General features: G+C 68.1%; 16 protein-coding genes and 1 pseudogene. 4 read left to right on the forward strand and 13 right to left on the reverse strand.

Features of this window, described 5'->3' with window-relative positions; translation table 11 throughout:
- Positions 1–12: 12 nt before the first annotated feature.
- The 9 genes and pseudogenes from gspG to xerD all read right to left on the reverse strand — a co-directional run bounded on the left by gspG (position 13) and on the right by xerD (position 15,377).
- Entirely contained in the window at positions 13–456 is a 444-nt protein-coding gene (gene gspG / locus IQ458_RS16205) for a type II secretion system major pseudopilin GspG (RefSeq protein ID WP_203323468.1), read from the reverse strand.
- A gap of 86 nt (positions 457–542) precedes the next feature.
- The gene (gene xpsF / locus IQ458_RS16210; protein WP_203323469.1) at positions 543–1,760 is read right to left on the reverse strand and encodes a type II secretion system protein XpsF; all 1,218 of its coding nucleotides are present in this window, start codon (positions 1,758–1,760) and stop codon (positions 543–545) included.
- 57 nt (positions 1,761–1,817) lie between these two features.
- Positions 1,818–3,662: a family 43 glycosylhydrolase gene (locus IQ458_RS16215; protein ID WP_203323470.1), complete on the reverse strand. Its 1,845-nt coding sequence runs from the start codon at positions 3,660–3,662 to the stop codon at positions 1,818–1,820.
- 216 nt (positions 3,663–3,878) lie between these two features.
- The gene (gene gspE, locus IQ458_RS16220; RefSeq protein ID WP_203323480.1) at positions 3,879–5,546 is read right to left on the reverse strand and encodes a type II secretion system ATPase GspE; all 1,668 of its coding nucleotides are present in this window, start codon (positions 5,544–5,546) and stop codon (positions 3,879–3,881) included.
- A gap of 150 nt (positions 5,547–5,696) precedes the next feature.
- Positions 5,697–7,533: pseudogene (locus IQ458_RS19990) on the reverse strand (S8 family peptidase).
- 56 nt (positions 7,534–7,589) lie between these two features.
- Positions 7,590–9,092, reverse strand: a complete 1,503-nt coding sequence (locus tag IQ458_RS16230) for a YadA-like family protein (protein ID WP_203323471.1) — start codon at positions 9,090–9,092, stop codon at positions 7,590–7,592.
- 318 nt (positions 9,093–9,410) lie between these two features.
- Positions 9,411–13,322, reverse strand: coding sequence for a phosphoribosylformylglycinamidine synthase (gene purL, locus IQ458_RS16235; RefSeq protein WP_203323472.1), 3,912 nt, complete (start codon positions 13,320–13,322; stop codon positions 9,411–9,413).
- 194 nt (positions 13,323–13,516) lie between these two features.
- Positions 13,517–14,335, reverse strand: coding sequence for a thioredoxin fold domain-containing protein (locus IQ458_RS16240; RefSeq protein WP_141455615.1), 819 nt, complete (start codon positions 14,333–14,335; stop codon positions 13,517–13,519).
- An 88-nt stretch (positions 14,336–14,423) separates the two neighbouring features.
- On the reverse strand, positions 14,424–15,377 hold the full coding sequence (gene xerD, locus IQ458_RS16245; protein ID WP_203323473.1) for a site-specific tyrosine recombinase XerD: 954 nt from the start codon (positions 15,375–15,377) through the stop codon (positions 14,424–14,426).
- A gap of 88 nt (positions 15,378–15,465) precedes the next feature.
- On the opposite strand from xerD, the gene IQ458_RS16250 reads away from it, so the two are divergent.
- Complete coding sequence (locus IQ458_RS16250) at positions 15,466–15,942, forward strand: RDD family protein (RefSeq protein WP_203323474.1); 477 nt, start codon at positions 15,466–15,468, stop codon at positions 15,940–15,942.
- 800 nt (positions 15,943–16,742) lie between these two features.
- Here the strand turns inward: IQ458_RS16250 and lptG are convergent.
- Entirely contained in the window at positions 16,743–17,843 is a 1,101-nt protein-coding gene (gene lptG, locus IQ458_RS16255) for an LPS export ABC transporter permease LptG (RefSeq protein WP_183639094.1), read from the reverse strand.
- Entirely contained in the window at positions 17,840–18,919 is a 1,080-nt protein-coding gene (gene lptF, locus IQ458_RS16260) for an LPS export ABC transporter permease LptF (RefSeq protein WP_203323475.1), read from the reverse strand. Before lptF ends, lptG begins: the two co-directional genes overlap by 4 nt.
- Positions 18,920–19,046: 127 nt before the next feature.
- Here lptF and IQ458_RS16265 point away from each other — a divergent pair, with 127 nt between their 5' ends.
- From IQ458_RS16265 to IQ458_RS16275, 3 genes are all read left to right on the forward strand, one after another.
- A complete protein-coding gene (locus tag IQ458_RS16265; RefSeq protein ID WP_203323476.1) occupies positions 19,047–20,519 on the forward strand; it encodes a leucyl aminopeptidase in 1,473 nt (490 codons plus the stop codon).
- A 90-nt stretch (positions 20,520–20,609) separates the two neighbouring features.
- Positions 20,610–21,032, forward strand: coding sequence for a DNA polymerase III subunit chi (locus IQ458_RS16270; RefSeq protein ID WP_183639097.1), 423 nt, complete (start codon positions 20,610–20,612; stop codon positions 21,030–21,032).
- Positions 21,033–21,125: 93 nt separating this feature from the next.
- Positions 21,126–24,041, forward strand: coding sequence for a valine--tRNA ligase (locus tag IQ458_RS16275; protein WP_203323477.1), 2,916 nt, complete (start codon positions 21,126–21,128; stop codon positions 24,039–24,041).
- 26 nt (positions 24,042–24,067) lie between these two features.
- Here IQ458_RS16275 and rimI read toward each other — a convergent pair whose 3' ends face one another.
- Both rimI and IQ458_RS16285 read right to left on the reverse strand, forming a co-directional pair.
- Entirely contained in the window at positions 24,068–24,523 is a 456-nt protein-coding gene (gene rimI, locus IQ458_RS16280; protein ID WP_183641208.1) for a ribosomal protein S18-alanine N-acetyltransferase, read from the reverse strand.
- 50 nt (positions 24,524–24,573) lie between these two features.
- A partial coding sequence (locus IQ458_RS16285) for an alanine acetyltransferase (RefSeq protein WP_235996902.1) occupies positions 24,574–24,901 on the reverse strand: 328 nt, incomplete at its 5' end.

A 24,901-nucleotide genomic window follows, 5' to 3' on the forward strand; every position in this document is an offset into this window, starting at 1 on the left:
GCCGTATCCGGCTTACTGGAACCGGATGTCGGCGTCGTAGCTCTCGCCGCCGGGTTTGCCGTCCTTGCCGTAACTCATCAGATCGAACGGCTGGGATTCGCCCGGCGTCCGATATTCGATCACATGGCCCCACGGGTCCTTCAGTTCCGCCGGCTTGGCGTAGGGTCCCAGCCAGCCCGCCGCATTGGTCGGCGCCGTTACCAGATCGTCCAGCCGCGACGGCAGGCTGCCGGTGTCGAGCTGGTAGTTCTCGACCTTGCCGGCCAGGGTCTGGATCTGGGTCTTGGCGAGATTGGCCTTGCCGCGATCGGCGCCGCCCAGCAGGCGGCTGCCGACCAGCGCCATGATCCCGCCGATCAGGATCAGCACGATGATGATTTCCAGCAGGCTGAAGCCGGACTGCGAGGCCGGCGAACGGAAGCGGGGGCCGGAACGGGTTCGGAAGGGCTGGCGCATCGGTGTATTCCTGTCGTATGCGTTGATGAAGTGAGGGGAAAAAGTCTGGTGGATGGTGCCTGAACCGGTTGTTCGGCCAACCGGGCTCAGCCGATGGCGTTGGTCAGACCATACAACGGCAACAGCACCGCCAATATGACCAGGCCCACGACCAGCGCCAGCACCAGGGTGATGACTGGGACCAGCAGCGCCAGCAGTCGTTCCATGGCCTGCCCGGTTTCCTGCTCGAAGGTATCGGCGGTCTTGAGCAGCATGCTGTCCAGCGCGCCGGATTCCTCGCCCACCTGGATCATCTGCAGCGCCAGGCGCGGGAACCGCTTGCCCTTGCCCAGCGAGGCGGCGAGCCCGTGGCCGTTCTTGACCTGGTCGGCGGCGGCGTCCACGTCCGCCCACAGCGCCCGGTTGAACAGCACGTTGCGGGAGATGCCCAGCGCGGCCAGCAGCGGCACGCCGTTGCGCAGCAGGGTGCCGAGGGTGCGCGCCAGGCGGGCGGTCTCCAGCCGTGCCACCAGCGGGCCGACCAGTCTCCGTTCAAGGATCCAGCGATCGAAACGATCACGGAACGCCGGATCCCGGCGCTTGCGGTCGAACCAGAGCAGCAGCACGGCGGGCACGGCAATCAGCACGAACCAGGCCTGCTGCACGAACGCACCCGTCGCCATCACCCCGCGGGTGAACCAGGACAGCTCGACGTCCAGGCTCTCGTACATCTGCGAGAACTGCGGCACCACGTAGCCCAGCAGGAACAGCAGCGCGAACCCGACCACCACCACCAGGATGGCCGGATAGATCAACGCGTTGATCACGCGACCGCGCAGGTTGCGGCTGCGTTCCAGGTAGTCAGCCAGCCGGGCCAGGGTGTCCTGCAGGCTGCCACCGGCTTCGCCGGCGCGAACCATGTTGATGTAGAGCCGGCTGAACACGCCATGCTGGCGTTCCAGCGCCACCGACAACGGCGCACCGCCGCGGACCGCGTCGCGCACGTCGGCGATGATGTCGCGCGCGCGCCCTTCTTCCGGCATGTCCAGCAGGATCGACAATGCCCGATCCAGCGGCTGCCCGGCGCCCAGCAGGGTCGCCAGCTGTTGAGTGAACTGGACCAGGCGATCCCCGGCCAGTGGCTGCTGGCGCAGCAGTCCGCGCAGCGAGGTGCCCCCGCGGACGTCGGCCGCCAGGCGCGCCTCGACCGGCAGATGCCCCTGCTCCTGCAGGCGCGTCGCCACTTCGGCGTCGCTGCTGGCCTCCATCTGGCCTTCCAGCAATTCGCCGCGCGGGTTCAGGGCCTTGTAGCGGTACAGGGGCATCGGCAGGGGCTTCCTTGGCGTCCGAGCCCCTAAGCATACGCGCGCAGGATTTCCGCGCTACGGGATCGGAACCGTTTCGCTCAGGGAAGAGACCCCGTTCTCATCGAATGCCTCGACCGCGACGTGATAGGAAACGCCCGCGTTCAGTGCCCGGACCTCCAGCCGTGTCGGCTGATCCGCGAACACCTGGTAGGTGGAATGCAGGCGATCCGGCGCGATTCCCCAGCGCACGTTGTAGCCCACCGCGCCGGTCACCGGATGCCATTGCACGGTCACCTGGCGCGGATCGGCGTCGCGCCTGGCCTGCACGCGTTGCGGGGTCGCGGGGGATTTTCCGTCTGCATTGCCGAACACCCGCAAATCGCTGATCGCCAGGTGCGCGGCGCCGACGTGGCCATGCACGTAGCGCACGTGCCGCGCGCGCACCGGCGCGGCCAGGGGCAGGTAGGCGTTGGGCCGATCCCGGCGCGGTCCGTCGGTGGCGGCCAGCGGCTGCCAGTGGCGGCCGTCGAGCGAGTACTCCAGGCGGAACTCGGTATAGATGTCATCCGAATCGCCATAGAGTCCGGACTGGTAGTCGGCGAAGTTGACCTGCACCGCGCGCACGCTGCGCTCGCCGCCCAGATCCACGCTCAGCGTCTGTCCGGCCGCATTGTCCGCGGCAACCCAGAACGTGCGCGGATTCTCGTCGGTGGCGTTGGCCGCGGCGAAATCCTTGTGCACCGACGACGCGCTGGCGCGCTTGCGGTAGGACAACAGCATCCAGCCGGTGAACAGGCTTTCCGGATCGGCGTTGGCGGCATCCGGCACATAGTGGGGGAAGTCGCCGAAGCGCGTGGACACGGACATCTGCCCGTCCGCGCCGAACGCCGCCGGGAACATCGCGATCCGCCGCTCGAAGGTCCAGTTGTAGCCAATCCAGGGCGTCCCGGTGTTCCACCAGTTGCCATGCGCATCCTGGAAGGTGGAGCCGTGTCCGGCGCCATGCACGAACCCGCCGGGCTTGTAGCCCACCGGGTTGTAGGACGCGTACTCGAACGGCCCCAGCGGACCGTCGCCGACGTAGACGCCGGTCGCGTAGGCGTTGTATTCGGTGCCGGGCGCGCCGTATTGCAGGTAGTAGCGGCCGCCGACCTTGTTCATCCACGCGCCCTCGATGTAGGTGGGGCTGTTCTCCTCGCGATGGTCCTGGCCGAAACGCTCCCAGCCATGCCGCTTCGGATCCAGCAGGATCAGCGCGCGTGGCTTGCCGATGTAGCGCATGCCGCGATCCATGTCGAGCTCGATGCCGTAGAGCGGAAACGTATCGGAAGATCCCCAGTACAGGTACCAGCGGCCATCGTCGTCCTTGAAGAACGACGGATCCCACGGTCCAGGCGGAACCTCGGTGGGTTGCGGGTCACCGACGCGCCAGGGTTGCATGAACTGATCCATGCCGGGACGCACCGCGTTGGGAAGCTCCGGCGTCCGGCGGGTGAAGAAATCGAAAACGCCATGTTCCGGGTCACGGCTGACCAGCACCGCGCCGGGACCGAACATCGAGCGCATCAGTAGCAGGCGGTCGCCATCGGAAATCGCCGCCGGCGCGACCATGCTGTCGAAGGGCCAACGACTGGGTTCGATGAAACGCCAATCCACCAGATCGGTCGAGCGCCAGTAGCCGTCGGCCAGGGTCTGGAACAGGTAGTAGGCATCGCCATGCCGGACCACCACCGGATCGGCGCCGGTGCGATAGGAGATCTCCTGGTTCAACTGTTCGAAGTTGTAGCGGTAATCGATGTCGATCGGATTGGCATAGGTCTTCCTCCCCTCGGGCGCCGGGGACGACCCGGTCGCCTGGGCCGCCGCGGCCAGTGAAAACAGCAGGGCGCCGGCCAGCCGGCGGGAAACGGTGCGCGCCACGACTCCTCCAGGAACGGTCCACTGAAAACGTTTTCAGTCCCCGGAGTATTGCCTCCCGTCCGCCCGCGGGAAAGCCGCAGTGCAGCGAAACGTCGTTTGCTTGAAGCTCGGATGTCAGGCGCCCAGGATTCGTCCCGGAACGCGCGGCATGGCGTCCCTGCCCCATGCGGCCATTCCATCGCCGGGCGCCGCGGACACCCTGCCCGTCGTCGGCGATCAGGCTTCCTCGGTGACCCGCAGGACTTCCTCGATCGTGGTCTGCCCGGCCAGCGCCTTGGCGATGCCGTCCTCGTACATGGTCTGCATGCCGCCCGCCCGCGCGATCTCCTCGATCTCGCCCATGCCGGCGTGGCGCATCACCGCACGCCGCAGTTCGTCGTTCATCACCAGGAATTCGATGATCGTGGTCCGGCCCAGGTAGCCGGTCGGCGCGACGGCCGACGGACGCGGGCGGTACAGGACGATGTCGCCTTCCGGCTGGAAGCGGCGCAGGCCGAACTTCTCGATCTCCTCGGGCGAGGCGCGGTACGGCTCGGCGTGGGTCGGCTCCAGCCGGCGCACCAGGCGCTGGGCGAGGATGCCGTTGATCGTGGAAGTGAGCAGATAATCCTCCACCCCCATGTCGAGCATGCGGGTGATGCCGCCGGCGGCGTTGTTGGTGTGCAGCGTGGACAGCACCAGGTGGCCGGTCAGCGCGGACTGGATGGCGATGCGCGCGGTTTCCAGATCGCGCATTTCGCCGATCATGATGATGTCCGGATCCTGGCGGACGATGCTGCGCAGCGCATGCGAGAAATCCAGCCCGATCTGCGGCTTGGCCTGGATCTGGTTGATGCCCTCGATCTGGTATTCGACCGGATCCTCGACGGTGATGATCTTGACGTCGCTGGTGTTGAGTTTGCTCAGCGCGGTGTACAGCGTGGTGGTCTTGCCCGAACCCGTCGGCCCGGTCACCAGCAGGATGCCATGCGGCTGCTCCAGCACCTTCTGGAACTGCGGCAGGAACGCGTCGGTGAAGCCCAGGCGCTTGAAATCGAACACCACGGTCTCGCGATCCAGCAAACGCATGACCACGCTCTCGCCGTGCGCCGTGGGCACGGTGCTGACGCGCAGATCCAGCTCCTTGCCCTGCACGCGCAGCATGATGCGGCCGTCCTGCGGCAGCCGGCGTTCGGCGATGTTGAGCTTGGCCATGATCTTGATGCGGCTGATCACGGCGGCGGTGAGGTTGGCGGGCGGACTCTCGGCCTCCTCCAGCACGCCGTCCACGCGATAGCGGACCTTCAGCCGGTTCTCGAACGGCTCGATGTGCACGTCCGAAGCGCGCAGTTCCACCGCACGCTGGATGATCAGGTTGACCAGGCGGATCACCGGCGCCTCGGACGCCAGGTCGCGCAGGTGTTCGACGTCGTCCAGGTCGCCGGCGGTCTCGCCGTCGGCGTTCTCCACGATGGCGCCCATCGCGCTGCGTCCCTGGCCGAAGTAACGCTCGATCAGGTCATCGATCTCCGAACGCAACGCCACCCGCTGGCGTACCGCCTTGCCGGTCGCCAGTTGCACGGCTTCGACCGGGTAACCGTCCTGCGGATCGGCCACCAGCAGATCCACGCCGGCCTCGTCCTCGCCCACCGGGCAGACATGGAACTGCTTGAGGAAGCGCACCGACAACGGCGTCGCCTCGGGCGGCAGTTCGGGCAATTCCTTGACGCTGACCAGCGACAGGCCCAGTACGTCGGCGGCCGTCTCGGCATGATCGCGCTCGGACACCAGCCCCAGCCGCGACAGCAGCGACAACAGGCTGCCGCCGGTTTCCTCCTGCACCCGCCGCGCCCGCGCCAGATCGGGCTCCTTGAGCTTTCCACGCGACAGCAGCGCGTCGACCATCCGCTCCTCGGCGCCGACTTCGGTGGTCTGGGATTCAATCAGGGCGTTCACGTCGCACTCCCGTTGCAGGCGTCCACTTTACCAATGTCTACCATCGACCGGAGTCGCCCGCGTGACCGGGAACCGACGACGGCAATCCTTCGGGGCGGGTTACTGGCGGACCTGCAGGTTGACTCCGCTGAAAGGGGTTTCACCCACCACGAGGACGTAGTAGGTCCCCGCGCGGGCTTCGGCGGGCGCGATACGGATGGTTTCGACCGTGCCGGGACGCCGCGAACCGTACTGGTGCGCGCTAGCGGTCGGCACCCGGTCGAAGCCCGCGTACACCGAAACATCGCCCTGCCCACCGTAACTCATGATGCTGATCAACCGCCCGGGCGCCGCCTCGAAGCGGTACAGCCACTGACTGCCGGCACCGCCATTCATGCCGGTCACCGGCACCCGGTTCCGCACCGGGCTGGCCTGCGGTCCGCAGTCCACGCACGCAGGCTTCAGCGCCTCATCCAGCGCGGCACGCGCATCCAGCAGACCGATCCCGATGGGCGTTGTCGCCGGTATCCGCGCGGGAAACGGGCGCGCGGTCCTGAGCAGCAGGCTCTCCATTTCCGAGGGTGTCAACGGAACCCGACCCGCCTGCGCGCGCGCGCCCTGGACCAGGGCCGCCACTGCGGAGACGTGCGGCGTGGCCATGGAGGTTCCGATCTTGCCGAAATAACCGAACTCGCCCGAGGCCGGGTCCGTCTTGCTCGAGGAACCGGCCTGGAGCACATAACCGTCCCAGCCGGAATTGCCAGTGTCCTCCCCCCCCGCCACCACCCGGCGCCGCGATATCGACCGCCGCGCCGAAGTTTGAGTAATAGGCCTTGCCGCCGGTGATGCGCGAGGCGCCGACGGTGATCACGCCACGACAGCTGGCCGGGCTGACATCCGCCGCATCCACGTTGCTGTTGCCCGCCGCCACCACCACCACGCTGCCGTTGGCGGTCGCGATGTCGATGGCGTCCTGGGTAATGCGCGGACACGAGCGATTGCCGCCCAGGCTCAGGTTGATGACCTCGGCGGGATGGGGATTGGCGGGCACACCCGGAACCCGCCCACCAGAGGCCCAGACAATCGCATCCGCGATGTCCGAGGTCAGGCCGCCGCAACGACCCAGCACCCGGACCGGAAGCACCTTGGCCCGGTACGCGACGCCCGCCCCCCCCAGCCCGTTGTGGGTGACTTCGGCGATGGTGCCGGCCACGTGGCTGCCATGCCAGGTGCTGTTGCGCACCGGCGAGCCGCCGTAGCACTCGCCCGCCACCGGACTCCAGTCCCCCAGATCCAGCGCTCCCGCCACCCGGGCGTCGGTGGGTCTGCGCGATATCCAGGCATTGCTGATGAAGTCGTAGCCGGGCAACAGGTTCGCGGACAAATCCGGATGATCGGTCAGCACCCCGGTATCGAGCACCGCGACCACCACGCCCTCACCCTGCGCGATGTCCCAGGCCCTCGGCGCGCCGATGCCTCCCACCGGATGATGGAAATGCCACTGGAGGTCGAACAGCAGGTCATTCGGCGCGTACAGCGGGTACATGCGTTCGTCCGCCTCCGCGAGCAGCACGCCGGGATCGGATCTGAGTTCAGCCAGCAACCGCGCCATTTCCGCCTGGGAAAGCGCACGCGAGAGCGAGAACGCGTCGCCGCCGCTGGCCAATGGATGCAGCATCCTGACGCCAAGCATGCCGCCATTCCCGCGCTGCCGTGGCGGCGTATCCAACAAGCGCGCGCGCGCCACGGCCGCGCGCACGACCGCAGCCTTGTCGTGGCTGCGCGTGCCGGCGATACGCTGGCGCACGATGATGCGGTCTCCCTCGATGCGCCTTGGCGGCGTCGACTCGACTTCCGCCGTCCGCGCCAGCGGAATCGCCGCCAGGCTCGACTCCACCGCGATCGCCCAGACCAGCAGCGCCATGGCGGTCATCATCCCCTTTCCGTTGCATTTCATGTTCGTGGTTCCTTCTTTGATTAATCGCCCGACGCGGTGTCGTGCATCCATCACCGTCACCAGCCGAAACCGGCACCCATGCCGACCGAGCGTTCGTCCCCGCTGAGCGCGCCGCCCAGACTGAATGTGGCCCGCTCGCCGAAGGCGCGCTGGTAGCCCACGGACAGCGCGCGTTCGCCACCCTGGAAACCCACGCCCACGCCGACGCGGTTGTCGGTGCGAATGCCCGCGGCGCTGATCGCCATGTTGAGCATGGCCGCGCCCATCGCGCCTTGCCGGTCGATGCGGCGGTCCTGGGCATGGAGGCGGCGTTCCAGATCGCCCTTGAACCGGGTGAAGTCGTCGTTCCACGCCGCGAACCGGGTGTCCGTGTAGGCATTGGCGTGGGCCAGCGTCTTCGCGGCGGTGGCATCGGCATGGGCGTTTGCATTGGCCAGCGCCTTCGTCGTACTCGCGTCGGTATAGGCGTTGGCATTCGTCTCCGCCTTCGCGCCCACCGCGTCGGCATGCGTGGTCGCATCGACCAGCGTCCGCGCCGCGCGCGCATCGGTGTAGGCGTTCGCATTCGTCTCCGCCCGCGCTCCCGTCGCTTCGGCATGCGCGTTCGCATCGGCCAGCGTCCGCGCCGCGCGCGCATCGGTGTAGGCGTTCGCATTCGTCTCTGCTCGCGCTCCCGTCGCTTCGGCATGCGCGTTCGCATCGGCCAGCGTCCGCGCCGCGCGCGCATCGGTGTAGCTGTTCGCATTCGCCTCCACCCGCGCTCCCGTCGCGTCGGCGTGCGCCCGCGTGTCCGCCAGGCCGGCGTCCATCTGGCCCTTGTTGACGGCATCGGTTTCCACGACGCCCGCCGCCACGTGGACAATCTGGCGTTCCTGGCCGGTGCGTCCCACCGACACGCTGTTGCCGCGCTCGCTGACGGCACCGGCTCCCAGGGCCACGCTGTTCTCCGCCAGGCTCCACGCGCCATTGCCGATGGCGATGCTTCCGTGTCCGCTGGCCTGGCTGGCGCTTCCCATCGCAGCGGCGCCGATACCGGAAGCATGGGCATGGCTGCCGGCCGCCATCGAACCCTGTCCATCCGCGAGGGCGCTGTAACCCGTGGCGGTGGCATCGTCCGCAAGCGCGCTGGCACCGTTGCCGGAGGCGGACGCGCGCTGGCCATAGGCGGAACTGGTTGCGCCCAGTGCGACCGCATAATCGCCCAGCGCCGCGGCGTCGGAACCCAACGCCACCGCATCCTCGCCTTCCGCATAGGCCAGGCCGGGCCCATTGGACTGGACGTGATGTTGAATCGCGACCGCCATCGGGCCGGCACCGAACATGGTTGTCCGGGAGTTGCTCCCCTGCACCGGCGACGACTCCGGAGTCCGGCCCTCAGTTTCGGTCGCCAAAGCGTTCCCCGCCATCAACAGCGACGCGACCGCGATGTTGATCGCGATGGCGAACGTCGAGGTCCTGCACGTTCGGCATGATGACGACCGGCGGGCCCTTGCCGTGGAAACCGGGCTGTCATTGCCCGTGGTGCGGTTCCTGCGGATGGCAGGCATGGAATGGCGCATCTTTGAGACTCCCTTTTCCTGAGCAAAAAAAACCCGCGACCACCGGATGTGCCGGTTGTCGGTGTCTTGGTTGGAGATGACCCCCGGGTGGACGGAAACACCCGTCGATGAGGCTTCCGTTGCAGGCTCGGGAACGGAACCCTCAAACCTGTGCCGTCGGATAGTCTGCAGACGGGATGGCGCCGTCAACTAACATTGACATTCCGTCGGTATCGCGAACGCCATCCCGCCACCGCAGTGGCATTGGGATCGTGCGGTACCGAAAAAAAAAGCGGCGCCGAAGCGCCGCTTTTTCCGTCATCCCGATAAGGCCTTCGCTCAGCCCACCCACACCCGCGCGTTGCGGAACATCCGCAGCCACGGCGAGTCCTCGTGCCAGTCGGACGGCGCCCAGCTCAGGTTGACGCTGCGCGGGGTACGCTCCGGGTGCGGCATCAGGATGGTGGAGCGGCCGTCGTCGCTGGTCAGGCCGGTGATGCCGTCGGGCGAGCCGTTGGGGTTGAGCGGATACTGCGTGGCCGCGTTGCCTTCGCCGTCGATGTAGCGCAGCGCGACCCGCACCGCGGCCTGGTCCACCGCGCTGTCGAACTCGGCGCGTCCCTCGCCGTGCGCGACCGCGACCGGGATGCGCGAGCCGGCCATGCCGCGCAGCAGGATCGAAGGCGACTCCAGCACTTCCAGCAGCGAGGTGCGGGCTTCGAACTGTTCGCTGCGGTTGCGCAGGAAGCGCGGCCAGTGCGTCGCACCGGGGATGATGTCCTTGAGCTGGCTCAGCATCTGGCAGCCGTTGCACACGCCCAGCGAGAAGGTGTCGCCGCGCGCGAAGAACGTGGCGAACGCCTCGCGCAGCGCGGCCCGCTCCAGCACCGAGGTGGCCCAGCCGCGCCCCGCGCCAAGCACGTCGCCGTAGCTGAAGCCGCCGCAGGCGGCGAAACCCTTGAAATCGGCCAACGACACACGGCCGGCGACCAGGTCGCTCATGTGCACGTCGTAGGCGTCGAATCCGGCGCGATCGAACACCGACGCCATCTCGATCTGCCCGTTGACGCCCTGCTCGCGCAGGATCGCGACCTTCGGGCGCGCGCCGGTGGCGATGAACGGCGCGGCCACATCCTCGGACGGATCGAAGGCGAGCTTCGGCTTGAGTCCGGCGGCGGTGAACTGGCGCGCCACGTCGCGCTCCTGATCGGCCGCTTCCGGGTTGTCGCGCAGCTTCTGCATCGCATGGGTCACCGACCACCAGGCATCGAACAGCGCTTCCCAACGCCATTCGCTCAGGGTCTCGCCATCCTGCTGCACGCGGATCACCGGGGCCGTGCTCGGGCGGGCGATGCGCTGCGCGCATTCGGTGAGCGCATGGCGTTCGACCAGATCGGCGAACGCCGCGCGATCCTCGTCGGCCACCTGCACCACCGCGCCCAGTTCCTCGGCGAACAGGGTGCGGAACGGATCATCACCCCAGCCATCGAGGTTGATGTCCAGTCCCAGGTGCGAGGCGAACGCCATTTCGCACAGGGTCGCGAATGCGCCACCATCGCTGCGATCGTGATAGGCCAGCAGCAGGCCGGCCTCGCGCGCGTCGCGGATCAGCGCGAAGAAATCACGCAGCCGCTGCGGGTCGTCCAGATCCGGCACGCCGTCATCGGCTTCGTCGCCGGCGAACGCCGGCAGGCCGTGGCGATGGCCAGCTTCCGGATGGACCTGCGCCAGGATCGAACCACCCAGCCGCTTCTTGCCCGCGCCCAGGCCGATCAGCCACAGATCGCTGGCTTCCTCGCGCTGCAGCAGCGGAGTGAGCTGCCGGCGCACGTCGGTCACCGGCGCGAACGCACTGATCACCAGCGACACCGGCGACACCGATTTCTGCGGGCCGTCCGCGCCCTGCCATTGCGCCTGCATCGACAGCGAGTCCTTGCCGACCGGAATGCTCAGGTCGATGTCCGGACACAGTTCCATGCCCACGGCGCGGACCGCGTCGAACAGAAGCGCGTCTTCACCGTCGTGGCCGGCGGCGGCCATCCAGTTGGCCGACAGCTTGATTCGGTCCAGCGACTCGATCGGCGCGGCGCACAGGTTGGTGATCGCCTCGCCCACCGCCATGCGGGCGGCGGCGGCGGCGTCCAGCAGCGCCAGCGGCGTGCGTTCGCCGATCGCCATCGCCTCGCCGCTGAAGCGGCTGTAGTCCGACAGGGTGATCGCGCAGTCGGCGACCGGCATCTGCCATGGACCGATCAGCTGATCGCGCGCGGTCAGGCCGCCGACACTGCGATCGCCGATCGTGATCAGGAACTGCTTGGCCGCCACGGTGGGATGCGCGAGCACGCGCAGGCCGGCCTCATGCAGGTCGAGCTTCGCCGTTTCCAGCGCAGGCCACGGTGCGGGCGCGGGATGGCGGGCTTCGCGATGCATCTTCGGCGCCTTGCCGAACAGCACGTCCATCGGCAGATCGATCGGCGCATCGGCGGGAATCGCGTCGACAGTCGCGCCGTAGGCCACCACCAGGCGCTCCTCCGTCGTCGCCACGCCGACCGCCGCGAACGGACAGCGCTCGCGCTCGCACAACGCGGCGAACTCGGCCAGCCGCGCCTGCGGCACACCGAGCACGTAGCGTTCCTGGGATTCGTTGCACCACAACTGCATCGGCGACAGCGAGGGATCGTCGGTGGGCACCTTGCCCAGATCGATCACGCCGCCGACGCCTGAATCATGCAGCAGTTCCGGAATGGCGTTGGACAGGCCGCCCGCGCCGACGTCATGGAACCACAGGATCGGATTGTCCTCGCCCATCGCCACGCAGCGATCGATGACTTCCTGGCAGCGCCGCTCCATTTCCGGGTTGTCGCGCTGCACGCTGGCGAAATCCAGTTCCTCGGCGCTCTCGCCGGAGGCCACCGAACTGGCCGCGCCGCCGCCCAGGCCGATCAGCATCGCCGGACCGCCGAGCACGATCACCGCGTCGCCGGCGGACAGCGTCTTCTTCTGCACCTGGATGCGATCGATCGCGCCCAGGCCGCCAGCCAGCATGATCGGCTTGTCGTAGGCACGCGCCAGCGCATCGCCCTGCGCCAGTTCGAAGCTGCGGAAATAACCCAGCAGGTTGGGACGGCCGAATTCGTTGTTGAACGCGGCGCCGCCCAGCGGGCCGTCCAGCATGATTTCCAGCGCGGGCGCCATGCGCGGATTGAGCGCGCGCCCGGCTTCCCACGGCTGCGGCAGCGTGGGAATGCGCAGATGGGAAACACTGAAGCCGTTCAGGCCGGCCTTGGGCTTGCCGCCGCGACCGGTCGCGCCCTCGTCGCGGATCTCGCCGCCGGCGCCGGTGCTGGCGCCGGGGAACGGCGCAATCGCGGTGGGATGGTTGTGGGTCTCGACCTTGATGCAGAACGCCGAGTCCAGGGTCGCCTCGACCCGGTAACGGCCCTGCCCGTCCGGGCGGAAGCGCGCGGCCGGATAGCCTTCCACCACCGCCGCGTTGTCGCGGTAGGCCGACAGCGTGTACTGCGGCGTCTGCGCGTGGGTGTGCTTGATCATCCGGAACAAGGACTGCGGACCGCCATTGACCAGCATTTCCTTGCCGTCGATGGTCCAGGACGCATTGAAGATCTTGTGCCGGCAGTGCTCGGAATTGGCCTGCGCGAACATCATCAGTTCGACGTCGGACGGATCCCGGCCCAGCTCGCGGTAGCGATCGCGCAGGTAAGCGATCTCGTCATCGGCCAGCGCCAGGCCCAGGCGGGTGTTGGCGGTTTCCAACTGGTCCAGGGGGATGCGTTCCAGCTCGCCGCGCGCCGGCGTGGTGAACAGCGCCGCCGCCTGTTCGCGGGCGGCCAGCAGGGATTGCGTCATCGGGTCATGCAGCGCCTTGGCCAGCGCGGGCATGTCGTCGGTCCAACCTTCCAGATCGATGCGCATGCCGCGTTCGACCCGGTGCAGTTCCAGGCCGGCGCCGCGCAGCAGTTCGGTGGCCTTGCTGGCCCACGGCGACAGGGTGCCCAGGCGCGGCACGACGAAGCGGGAGACCCCGCCCGCGGCCAGCGGCTCTGGCTGTTCATGCGCCTGCAGGATGCGGCGCAGGGTCGCTTCGTCGAGGCTTGCCGAGGCATCGGCATCGATGAAATAGACATGCCAGGCACCGCGAATGCGGACGTGGGGGACCAGGGACTGGAGCTTGCTTTCGAGCCGCGCGCGGCGGAATTGCGACAAGGCCGGCTGGCCTTCGAGGACGATCATGTCCGGAACCGTGGGAGCGTGCCGTCAGGACGGGGCCCGCTATTGTAACGGAGGCCGGGTTCCCGGACCCGACCCAGCCCGGATCCGGCTCCTGGCCGGACCTCTGGCGCCCGCGGGCCGGCGCCCGGGCATGAAAAAGGCCGGCCCCTGCAAGGGGACCGGCCTTCGGGCATCCCAAAAGACGGGAGCTTCGGTCAGGGCGCGCCGCCGGCCTTGGCTTGCTCGGCGGCCAGGTCGTCCAGCGCCTTGCGCAGGGCGGCCGGCGGCAGGTAGCCGCCCAGCTGGGTGCCGTCGGCGGCGAAGATCGCCGGGGTGCCGTCCACGCCGACCCGCTGGCCGATGTTGTATTCCATGGTGACCGGGTTGGTGCAGTCGCGCGACTGCACCGGGCGGCCGGACTTGGCTTCCGTCAGCGCCTTCTTGCGATCGGTCGAGCACCAGACCGAGATCATGTCCTTGTGGTCCTGGCTGCCCAGGCCCATGCGCGGGAACGCCAGGTACTCCACCGCGATGCCCTGCCGGTTGATCTCGGCGATCTCGCTGTGCAGCTTGCGGCAGTAGCCGCATTCGATGTCGGTGAACACGCTGACCGTGTACTTGGCGTTCGGCGGCGAGAACACGATGCGATCGGCGTGCGGCACCGACTTGAGCAGATCGGCGCGATAGCGCGCCATCGCCGGGCTGCCCTTCATCAGTTCGCGGTTGCCACCCTGCAGGTCGACCACCGCGCCCTGCACCAGGTAGCGGCCATCGTCGCTGATGTAGACCAGCTGGCCGCCGGCGATCACTTCGCGGAAGCCGGGCAGCGGCGCCACGCCGACATATTCGACGCTGATCTGCGGATTGAGTCGCTTGATCGCCTCGCGCACCTTGGCATCGGCAGGACCGCCGCTGGAAGCCGCATTGGCGGAAGCCGGCGCGGACTTGTTGTCGGCGCCCGGCGCCTGCGGTGCCTGCGCGCATGCGGTGAGGCTGAAAGCGCCCAGCAGCGCGATGGAAAGAAGGCGGGTCATCGGCATCTCGTTTCAATTCCGCCGGGGGCGGCCAGTCAGGATGCGGGCAATTCTCGCACAGCCCCGAGTCAGTTCGATTAACCGGGTCTCAGGCGCGCGGATGGTGCTTGCCGTGCAGTTGCTTCAGATGCTCGCGCGCGACCAGGGTGTAGATCTGGGTGGTGGACAGCGAACTGTGGCCCAGCAGCAGTTGCAGCGCGCGCAGATCCGCGCCGCGGTTGAGCAGATGGGTGGCGAAACTGTGGCGCAGACCGTGCGGGCTGATCCGTACCGGATCGATGCCGGCCACGGCGGCGTAACGTTTGACCAGGGTCCAGAATTGCTGCCGGCTTGGCGCTTCGCCTCGCGGCGTGAGGAACAGCGCCGCCAGGCTGCGCTTGTTGGCGAGCGCCGGCCGCGCCTGCGCCAGATAGGTTTCCAGCCAGTGCTGCGATTCCTCGCCCAGCGGCACCAGCCGCTCCTTGCTGCCCTTTCCGGTCACCCGGATCACGCCCTGCCGCAGATTGACCGCGGTCGCCGGCAGATTGACCAGTTCGCTGACGCGCAGTCCCGCCGCGTACATCAGCTCCAGCATCGCGCGATCGCGCAGGCCCTCGGGCGTATCGGTCAGCGGCGCCGCCAGCAGCGCGTCGATCTCCGACTCGGCCAGCGCCTTGGGCAGCGAGCGCGGCAGCTTCGGCGGATCCAGCAAGGCGGTCGGGTCGTCGCCGCGATCGCCGCGACGCAGACGATGGGCGAAGAAGGCCCGCAGCGACGACAGCAGCCGCGCGTTGCTGCGCGGCGAGTAGCCTTCGCGGGTACGCCAGGCGAAGTAGTCGAACAGGGCGGCGCGATCGGCCTGCGCCAAGCCGCCGTGCGCGCCATTGCGCCAGCGCGCGAAGCCCTCCAGATCCCGCCGGTAGCTGTCCAGCGAAGGGCGCGCCAGGCCGCTCTCGGCCCAGGTGGCATCCAGGAACGCCGCGATGACCGCGGCGTCGGCGTCGGGAACGGGGGGCAGCGCCTGTACTTGCTGGCGGCGCTCGGCGGGCGTGCGGGAAGTCATCGCGCAAGCTTAGGCCAGTTCGGCGGAAACGCCGACTCCGTGCCTGCATGCGGATACGCGCCCACCCGCGGCACGCTATCCTTTCACGATGACCGCGACCGCCGCATCCGTCGAAAAACCCCGTGCCCTGATCGGCTGGCGCCTGCTGGCACTGCTTTATGACGTGTGGCCGGTGCTGGCGCTGTGGATGCTGATTTCACTGGCCTTCACCGTGGGCTACACCTTCCTGGGCCACCACGCCGCGCGCGAGAACATCGCTCCCTACAGTCCGCTGCAGATCCTGCTCTGGCTGTGCTGCTGGAGCGTGGCCGGACTGTACGCGACGCTCAGCTGGGCCCGTGGCGGGCAGACCCTGGGCATGCGTCCGTGGCGACTGAAGGTGGTGGACGCGCGGGACGGCGCGCCCTCGAAGCGCGCCCTGTGGGTGCGGTTTGGTGTCGCCACGCTGTCGCTGGGGTTGGCGGGACTGGGGTTCTGGTGGGCGTGGGTGGACCGGGAACGGTTGACGTGGCATGACCGCATCAGCGGCACGCGGCTGATCCGGCTGCCCAGGCAGAAGCGCTGACGCATTGTTTTCCCGGCGCGCTGCGGCGCGTTCGATACCCCGCCACCGAAAGTGGGTCGGGGCGCGGCATGACCGCTTCAGCGGCACGCGGATGATCCGATTGCCGAAGCAGAAGCGCTGACGCATTGTTTTCCCGGCGCGCTGCGGCGCGTTCGATACCCCGTCACCGGAAGTGGGTCGGGGCGCGGCATGACCGCTTCAGCGGCACGCGGATGATCCGATTGCCGAAGCAGAAGCGCTGACGCATTGTTTTCCCGGCGCGCTGCGGCGCGTTCGATACCCCGTCACCGGAAGTGGGTCGGGGCGCGGCATGACCGCTTCAGCGGCACGCGGATGATCCGATTGCCGAAGCAGAAGCGCTGACGCATTGTTTTCCCGGCGCGCTGCGGCGCGTTCGATACCCCGTCACCGGAAGTGGGTCGGGGCGCGGCATGACCGCTTCAGCGGCACGCGGATGATCCGATTGCCGAAGCAGAAGCGCTGACGCATTGTTTTCCCGGCGCGCTGCGGCGCGTTCGATACCCCGTCACCGGAAGTGGGTCGGGGCGCGGCATGACCGCTTCAGCGGCACGCGGATGATCCGATTGCCGAAGCAGAAGCGCTGACGCATTGTTTTCCCGGCGCGCTGCGGCGCGTTCGATACCCCGTCACCGGAAGTGGGTCGGGGCGCGGCATGACCGCTTCAGCGGCACGCGGATGATCCGATTGCCGAAGCAGAAGCGCTGACGCATTGTTTTCCCGGCGCGCTGCGGCGCGTTCGATACCCCGTCACCGGAAGTGGGTCGCGGCGCGGCGCGACGCTATGCGCTGCGCCGTCGGAACATCCAGGCCGACACCGCCAGCAGCAGGATCGGTGGCATCGCGTAGGCGATGCGGAAGTCCATGTGGAACGCGCTGGCCAGGCGCACGAACTGCAATTGCAGCGCCCAGAAACTGACCGCGAAGATGATGCCCAGGAACAGGCGCTTGCCCATGCCGCCGCTGCGCAGGCTTCCGAACGCGAACGGGATCGCGGCCAGGCACAGCGCCAGCACGTTGAGCGGATAGAACCAGCGGCTCCAGTACAGATCCTCGTACTCGCGCGCATCCAGCCCGTTGCGCTTGCGGTAGTCGATGTTCTGGCCGAGCTCGCGGGTCGGCAGGTTGCGCGCCTTGGTCAGGCCAGACGACAGCACCGCCGCGTCGAGCTTGGATTCCCAGCGCTCGCCCAGCACCTGCTGCTGGGTCACCGAACGCGCGTGGAAGGTGGTCCGGCGCACGTTCTTCAACAGCCAGTGGCCTTCCAGATGCTCGGCGGTCGCCGCGTGGGCGATCGAGGCCAGGCGGCCGTCGGGAGCCAGTTCGTACAGGCGAACATCGCGCAGCTGCAGCCAGTTGCGGCCGTCTTCCTTGCGCTCCTCGCCGCTCTGCGCGTACATGAAGGTATTGCCCTCGCGCGCCCACAGGCCGGAGAAGCGATCCACCGCCACGTCGCCGCTGCGGGCGCTGTTCTTCAGCACGTCGGCCTGGCGCTGGCCCCACGGGCCCAGGGTCTCGCCGCTGAACACCATCAGCGCGGTCAGGATGCCGAGCGCGGCCGCCACCGAGATGCTCAGGCGTCGCCGCGACAGGCCCAGCGCGCGCAGCGCGGTCAGCTCGGAGCTGGCCGCCAACTGGCCCAGGCCCATCAGCGAACCGATCACCGCCGCGGTCGGGAACATCGTGTAGGCGCGGCGCGGCACCGTGTAGGCCAGCCAGGCCACCGCGTGGCCGAAGGTGTAGTTGCCCTTGCCGATGTCGCTGACCTCGTTGGACAGCGCCATCACCAGGTCCAGGCCGACCAGCACCGCCCAGGTCAGCAACACCGTGGCCAGCACCACCCGGCCGACATACAGATCGTGCAGATTCGGACGCAGCCTCATGCGCGCGCCCTCGGACGGCCCAGCTTGCCGTCACGCAGATAGAACCAGATGGCCGCGGCCAGCAGCGGCAGGGTCAGCCACCACAGGCCGACGAAGCCCGGCAGCTTGCCGTCGGTGAGCAACTGGGTGCCGTTGAACATCAGGCTGACGCCGACCAGGTAGGCCAGGAACCCCAGCATGACCCGCCCATAGCGCGCCTGCCTCGGCGAACTGCGCGACAGCGGCAGGGTCAGCAGCGCGAACGCCAGCGCCAGCAGCGGCGGGGTCAGGCGGGCGTGCAGCTGGGCATTGGCGCCCGGCCGGTCGTCACCCAGCAGGGCCGGCGTGGACAGCACCTCGGGATCGTTCTGGTCCAGGGTGTCGGTGCGATCCGGCAGCGCCGATTCGTTGCTGGCATAGCGCATCAGCCGGTAGTCCAGGCCCTCCCCGGCCGGGCCCTCGACCCGGAATCCGTCGGTCAGGCGCAGATAGCGCTTGCGCAGGCCCTCGAAGAACATCTGCCCGTGCTGGGCGGTGACCACGTCCAGGCGATCCTCCTTCTGCCGGTGCATGAACACGCGGTTCAGGGTGGTGCCGTCGGCGGAGATGCCGCTGACGTAGACCACGGTGCCGTTCGACAGCACGGTGAACTTGCCCGCCTCCAGCCCGGACACGACCAGGCTGCGATTGGCCTGGTCCAGCATGTTCTCGGCGGTCCGCTTGGCCCAGGGGCCGAGCCACAGCGAGCACAACGCCACCGCGGCCACCACCGGCACGACCAGCAGCAACAGCGGCCTCAGCAGGCGGCGCGGGCCCACCCCGGTACCGGTGAACACGGCCATCTCCGAGTCGCGATAAAGGCGGGAAAAGGCCAGCAGCAGCCCCAGCATCAGCGCCAGCGGCAGGATGTAGGGCAGATAGCCCAGGAACTGCAGCCCCAGCTGGGACAGCAGCAGCCGGGCCGGCACCTTGCCGTCGGCCACCTTGCCCAGGATGTCGGCCATCACCCCGCCCACGCTGACCATCAGCAGGATGATCAGGGTGGCCAGGAAGCTCTGGGTGAATTCTCGGAACAGGTAGCGGTCCAGCTTCGGCATCGTGCTTGTTTTACAATCCGGGGTTCGTTCGCTGGCGTCGGCAGACGGCGGTCTTGCGCTTCCGCACGGGAAGCCCGCCCTTCGACAGGACCCGCGATTGTACGGAACTGGCCATGGAATCTGCTCAATGACCCTGGAATTCACCCTGAACCATGACGCCCCGGCCAGCGCCGGCGTCGATTGCGTGGTGGTTGGCGCCTATGGCGACAAGACCCTGACCCCGGCCGCCCAGGCCATCGACGCCGCCAGCGGCGGCCGTCTGGCGGCCCTGGTCGCGCGCGGCGACATCAGCGGCAAGACCGGCAAGACCGCGCTCCTGCACGACCTGCCGGGCGTGGCCGCGCCGCGCGTGCTGGTGGTGGGACTGGGCGAGGCGGCGAAGTTCGGGGTGCCGCAGTACCTGAAGGCGGTCGGCGACGCCGCCCGCACGCTGAAGGCCGGCCCCTCGGCCAGCGCGCTGTTCACCCTGGCCGAAGTCGAGGTCAAGGACCGCGACGCGGCCTGGAAGATCCGCCAGGCGGTGATCGCCGCCGACCACGCCTGCTACCGCTACACCGCCACCCTGGGCAAGAAGAAGAACGACGAACCCGGCCTGGCCCGTTTCGCCATTTCCGGCGAAGACGCGCAGGCGCTGGCGCAGGGCGCGGCGATCGCGGCCGGCGTGCAGTTCACCCGCGAGCTGGGCAACCTGCCGCCGAACATCTGCAATCCCGCCTACCTGGCCGAGCAGTCGCAGAAGTTCGCCGCCGACAACGGCGCCGAATGCGAGGTGCTGGACGAGGCGCAGATGGAAACCCTCGGCATGGGTTCGCTGCTGGCGGTGGCCCGCGGCTCGGCCAACCGGCCGCGCCTGATCGTGCTGAAGTGGAACAACGGCGGCGACGCCAAGCCCTTCGTGCTGGTCGGCAAGGGCATCACCTTCGACACCGGCGGCGTCAACCTGAAGACCCAGGGCGGCATCGAGGAGATGAAGTACGACATGCTGGGCGCCGGCAGCGTCCTCGGCGCCTTCGTGGCGGCGGTGAAGATGCAGCTGCCGCTGAACCTGGTGGTGATCGTGCCGGCGGTCGAGAACGCCATCGACGGCAACGCCTACCGCCCGTCCGACGTCATCACCAGCATGTCGGGCAAGACCATCGAAGTCGGCAACACCGACGCCGAGGGCCGCCTGATCCTGTGCGACGCGCTGACCTACGCGCAGCGTTTCGAACCGCAGGCGCTGGTCGACGCCGCCACCCTGACCGGCGCGTGCATCGTCGCCCTCGGCCGCTACGCCACCGGTCTTATGAGCAAGCACGACGATCTGTCCAACGAACTGCTGGCCGCCGGCGAACACGTCTTCGACCGCGCCTGGCGCCTGCCGCTGTGGGACGAGTACCAGACCCAGCTCGATTCCACCTTCGCCGACGTCTACAACATCGGCGGCCGCTGGGCCGGCGCGATCACCGCCGGCTGCTTCCTGGCCCGCTTCACCGAAGGCCAGCGCTGGGCCCACCTGGACATCGCCGGCGTCGCCAACGACGAAGGCAAGCGCGGCATGGCCACCGGCCGCCCGGTCGGCCTGCTGGCGCAGTGGTTGCTCGACAGGGCCGGGATTTGAGATTCGGGATTCGTGCCAGGCATGAATCCCGAATCCACTGAAGACGCTTCCGCAAATCCCCAATCCCCAATCACGAATCCCAGCCCCCACATGCGCGCCGATTTCTACCTCATCGCCAAGCCCCGGTTCCTCGAGGAGCCGCTGCGGCTGGTGTGTGAGCTTGCGCGCAAGGCCTATGACGGCAACCACTGGACGCTGATCCTGGCGCGTGACGCCGAGCAGGCCGAAGCGTTGGACGAGCTGTTGTGGTCGTTCGACGACGATGCCTACATCCCGCACCAGATTGCCGGCACCGACGAGGAAGACGATCTGACCCCGGTCCTGATCGCCACGCCCGACTTCGACGCGCCCTCGCGCACGCTGGTGATCAACCTGCGCGACGATGCCTATGCCGGCACCTGCGAGCGGGTGCTGGAAGTGGTGCCCGCCGATCCGGCCGCGCGCGACCCGCTGCGCGAACGCTGGAAGCAGTACAAGGCGCGCGGCTTCGACGTGAACAAGTACGACATGTGATGCCCGGGATTCGGGATTGGGGATTGGAGATGTCGCTCGCCGCATCCCGCTCCATCACGAATCCCAAATCCCCAATCCCGAATCCCGTCCCCAATGACCGATCTCGCCTCCAGCTACGACCCGAAAACCTTCGAATCCCGCCTGTACGCCGAGTGGGAAAGCGCCGGCCATTTCAAGCCGCGCGGCGAAGGCGAGCCGTACACGATCCTGCTGCCGCCGCCGAACGTCACCGGCACCCTGCACATGGGCCATGCGTTCCAGCAGACCATCATGGATGCGCTGATCCGCTACCACCGCATGCGCGGTTTCGACACGTTGTGGCAAGTCGGCACCGATCACGCGGGCATCGCCACCGAGATGGTCGTGGCGCGCAACCTGAGCCAGGAAAACCTGACCCGCGACGGTCTGGGCCGCGAAGGCTTCATCGGCAAGGTCTGGGAGTGGAAGGCCGAATCCGGCGACATCATCGAGCGGCAGATGCGCCGCCTGGGCACCTCCGGCGACTGGTCGCGCAGCACTTTCACCATGGATCCGGAACCCTCGCGCGCGGTGATCGAAGCGTTCGTGCGCTGGCACGAGGAAGGCCTGATCTATCGCGGCCAGCGGCTGGTCAACTGGGATCCGGTGCTGAAGACGGCGATTTCCGATCTGGAAGTGGAGAACGTCGAGGAAGACGGCTTCCTGTGGTCGATCGCCTATCCGCTGGCCGATGGCAGCGGCAGCGTGACCGTGGCCACCACCCGTCCGGAAACCATGCTCGGCGACGTCGCGGTGATGGTGCATCCGGAAGACGAGCGCTATGCGCACCTGATCGGCAAGGCGGTGAAGCTGCCGCTGACCGATCGCGAGATCCCGGTGATCGCCGACGACTACGTGGACCGCGAGTTCGGCACCGGCGTGGTCAAGGTGACCCCCGCGCACGATTTCAACGACTACCAGGTGGGCGTGCGCCACGAACTGCCGCTGATCAACCTGTTCACTCCCACCGCCACCATCAATGACAACGCGCCGGAGAAATATCGCGGCCTGGATCGCTACGACGCGCGCAAGGCGGTGCTGGCGGACCTGGAGGAAGCCGGACTGCTGGTGGAAACCAAGCCGCACAAGCTGCAGGTGCCGCGCGGCGATCGCACCGGCCAGGTGATCGAGCCGTACCTGACCGACCAGTGGTTCGTGAAGATGGACCGCCTGGCCCGTCGCGGCCTGGAACTGGTCGAGAACGGCGAGGTGAAGTTCGTGCCGCCGAACTGGATCAACACCTACCGCCACTGGATGGAGAACATCCAGGACTGGTGCATCAGCCGCCAGCTCTGGTGGGGCCACCGGATTCCGGCCTGGTTCGACGCCGAGGGTCGCTGCTACGTCGGCCGCGACGAGGCCGAAGCGCGCGCCAGGGCCGGACTATCCGCCGACGTGGCGCTGACCCAGGACAGCGACGTGCTGGAAACCTGGTTCTCCTCGCAGCTGTGGCCGTTCAGCACCCTGGGCTGGCCGGACCCGCAGGCGATGGCGGCACGCGGCTATGACCGCTACCTGCCGTCCTCGGTGCTGGTCACCGGCTTCGACATCATCTTCTTCTGGGTCGCGCGCATGGTCATGGCGACCGACCATTTCACCGGCAAGGTGCCCTTCAGGGACGTCTACATGACCGGCCTGATCCGCGACAAGGACGGCCAGAAGATGTCCAAGTCCAAGGGCAACGTGCTGGATCCGCTCGACATCATCGACGGCATCTCGCTGGAGGATCTGGTCGCCAAGCGCACCCGTGGGCTGATGCAGCCGAAGATGGCCGAGAAGATCGAGAAGGCCACCCGCAAGGAATTCCCGGACGGCATCGCCCAGCACGGCGCCGACGCGCTGCGCTTCACCATCGCCGCGCTGGCCACCCATGGCCGCGACATCAAGTTCGATCTCGGCCGCGCCGAAGGCTACAAGAACTTCTGCAACAAGCTGTGGAACGCCAGCCGCTTCGTGCTGATGAACACCGCCACCTTCACCCTTCCCCCGCAAGTGGGGACCGTGCCCCCTACTCTTCCCCCGCAAGCGGGGACCGTTCCCCTTACTCTTCCCCAGCAAGCGAGGGAAGATGCCCGAAGGGCAGATGGGGGCCGCCCGGCAGGTGGAGGCAACGGTGCCGATGGACGCACCGCAATCCCCAATCCCGTCACCGACGCCGAAAAGTGGATCCTCGCCCGCCTGGCCAAGGCCACCGCCGAAGCCGAAACCCACTTCGCCAACTACCGCTTCGATCTGCTGGCGCAATCCCTGTACGAATTCGCCTGGAACGAGTTCTGCGACTGGTTCGTCGAACTGGCCAAGCCGGCGCTCAACGGCAGCGACGCGGCGGCCGCCGACAGCACCCGCCACACCCTGCTGCACGTGCTGGAAGCGCTGCTGCGCCTGCTGCACCCGCTGATTCCCTTCGTCACCGAGGAACTGTGGCAGCAGGTGGCACCGCGACTGGGCATCGCCGGCGAGACCATTTCGCTGCGCCCGTATCCCGCGAGCGGGGACTTCGCCGGCCAGGATTTCGGCCACGCCGAGGCGGACGTCGAGTGGCTCAAGACCATGGTCACCGCGTTGCGCCGCGTGCGCAGCGAACTGAACGTCGCGCCCTCGCGCAGCGTCCGCCTGCTCCTGCAAGCCGGCACCGCGCAGGATCGCCAGCGGATCGAGCGACATGCCGCTTCGCTGTCGTTCCTGCTCAAGCTCGAAGCCATCGAATGGCTGGCGGTGGACGCCGCGGCTCCCGCCTCCGCCGCGGCGATGGTCGGTGAGCTGAAGCTGCTGGTGCCGCTGGAGGGCCTGGTCGACCTGGATGCCGAGCGCACCCGCCTGGACAAGGAAATCAAGCGCGTGGAAACCGAGATCGGCAAGTGCAACGGCAAGCTGGGCAACGCCACCTTCGTGCAGAACGCGCCGGCGGCGGTGGTCGAGCAGGAGCGCCAGCGCCTGGCCGAATGGACCACCCAGCTCAACGGCCTGCGCGAACAGCGCGCCAAGCTGTAATCCGACGGAGTGGGCCAAGGCCCGCCCTACAGCGGCGGCATCTTCTCGATGTCGCCGGCGACCAGTTCGATCGCCATCACCAGCGCGTCCTCGCGCCCGTCGCGGGCCGGGTAGTAGCGCGGCCGCCGGCCGATCTCGTTGAAGCCTTCGCTGTGGTACAGCCGGATCGCGCCCAGGTTGGACGGGCGGACCTCCAGGAACACGCGGCCCGCGCGCAGATCACCCGCCTGCTTCACCAGCGCGCGCAGCAAGTACCGGCCCAGGCCGCGTCCCTGCCGTTCGGGCGTCACGCAGACATTGAGGATGTGGGCTTCGTCGGCGGCGATGCTGATCAGGCCATAGCCGATCACCAGGCCATGCTCGACCATCACCCAGGCCGGATAACCGGCCTTGAGGCAGTCGCGGAAAATGCCGCGGGTCCAGGGAAACGGATAGGCGCGCTGTTCAATCGCCATCACCGCGTCGAGATCGCCATCGCGCATCGGCCGCAACGAGGCCGACGGGACGATGCCCGGCTCGACGCTGACCGCGCTCACGGTGCCGATGGCCTGCGCAATGCCCGCAGCCGCGGCCACAGGGCACGCTTGGCGGCCGGATTGCCGCGCAGTTCCGAAGAGGCCGGCCACTGCGCGAAGATCTCCGCGGCGCCTTCCGCGTTCGGATTGCAGCCCGACGCGCGGATCAGGGCGAAATGCAGGCGATCCGGCAACCGCGAGGCCGGACGGGAGCGCGGCGTCGCGGCGCGTACGCGCTCCGGGGCGGGCGAGGATTCGGGATCGAGGGTCGGCGCAACCCGCGCCGCCGCCGGTTCACGGGCCACGGGAGGTTTCGGCGGTTCCGCACGCGGCGGCGAGGCCGGC

The organism is Pseudoxanthomonas beigongshangi (assembly GCF_016820515.1).
GTDB lineage: Bacteria > Pseudomonadota > Gammaproteobacteria > Xanthomonadales > Xanthomonadaceae > Pseudoxanthomonas_A > Pseudoxanthomonas_A beigongshangi.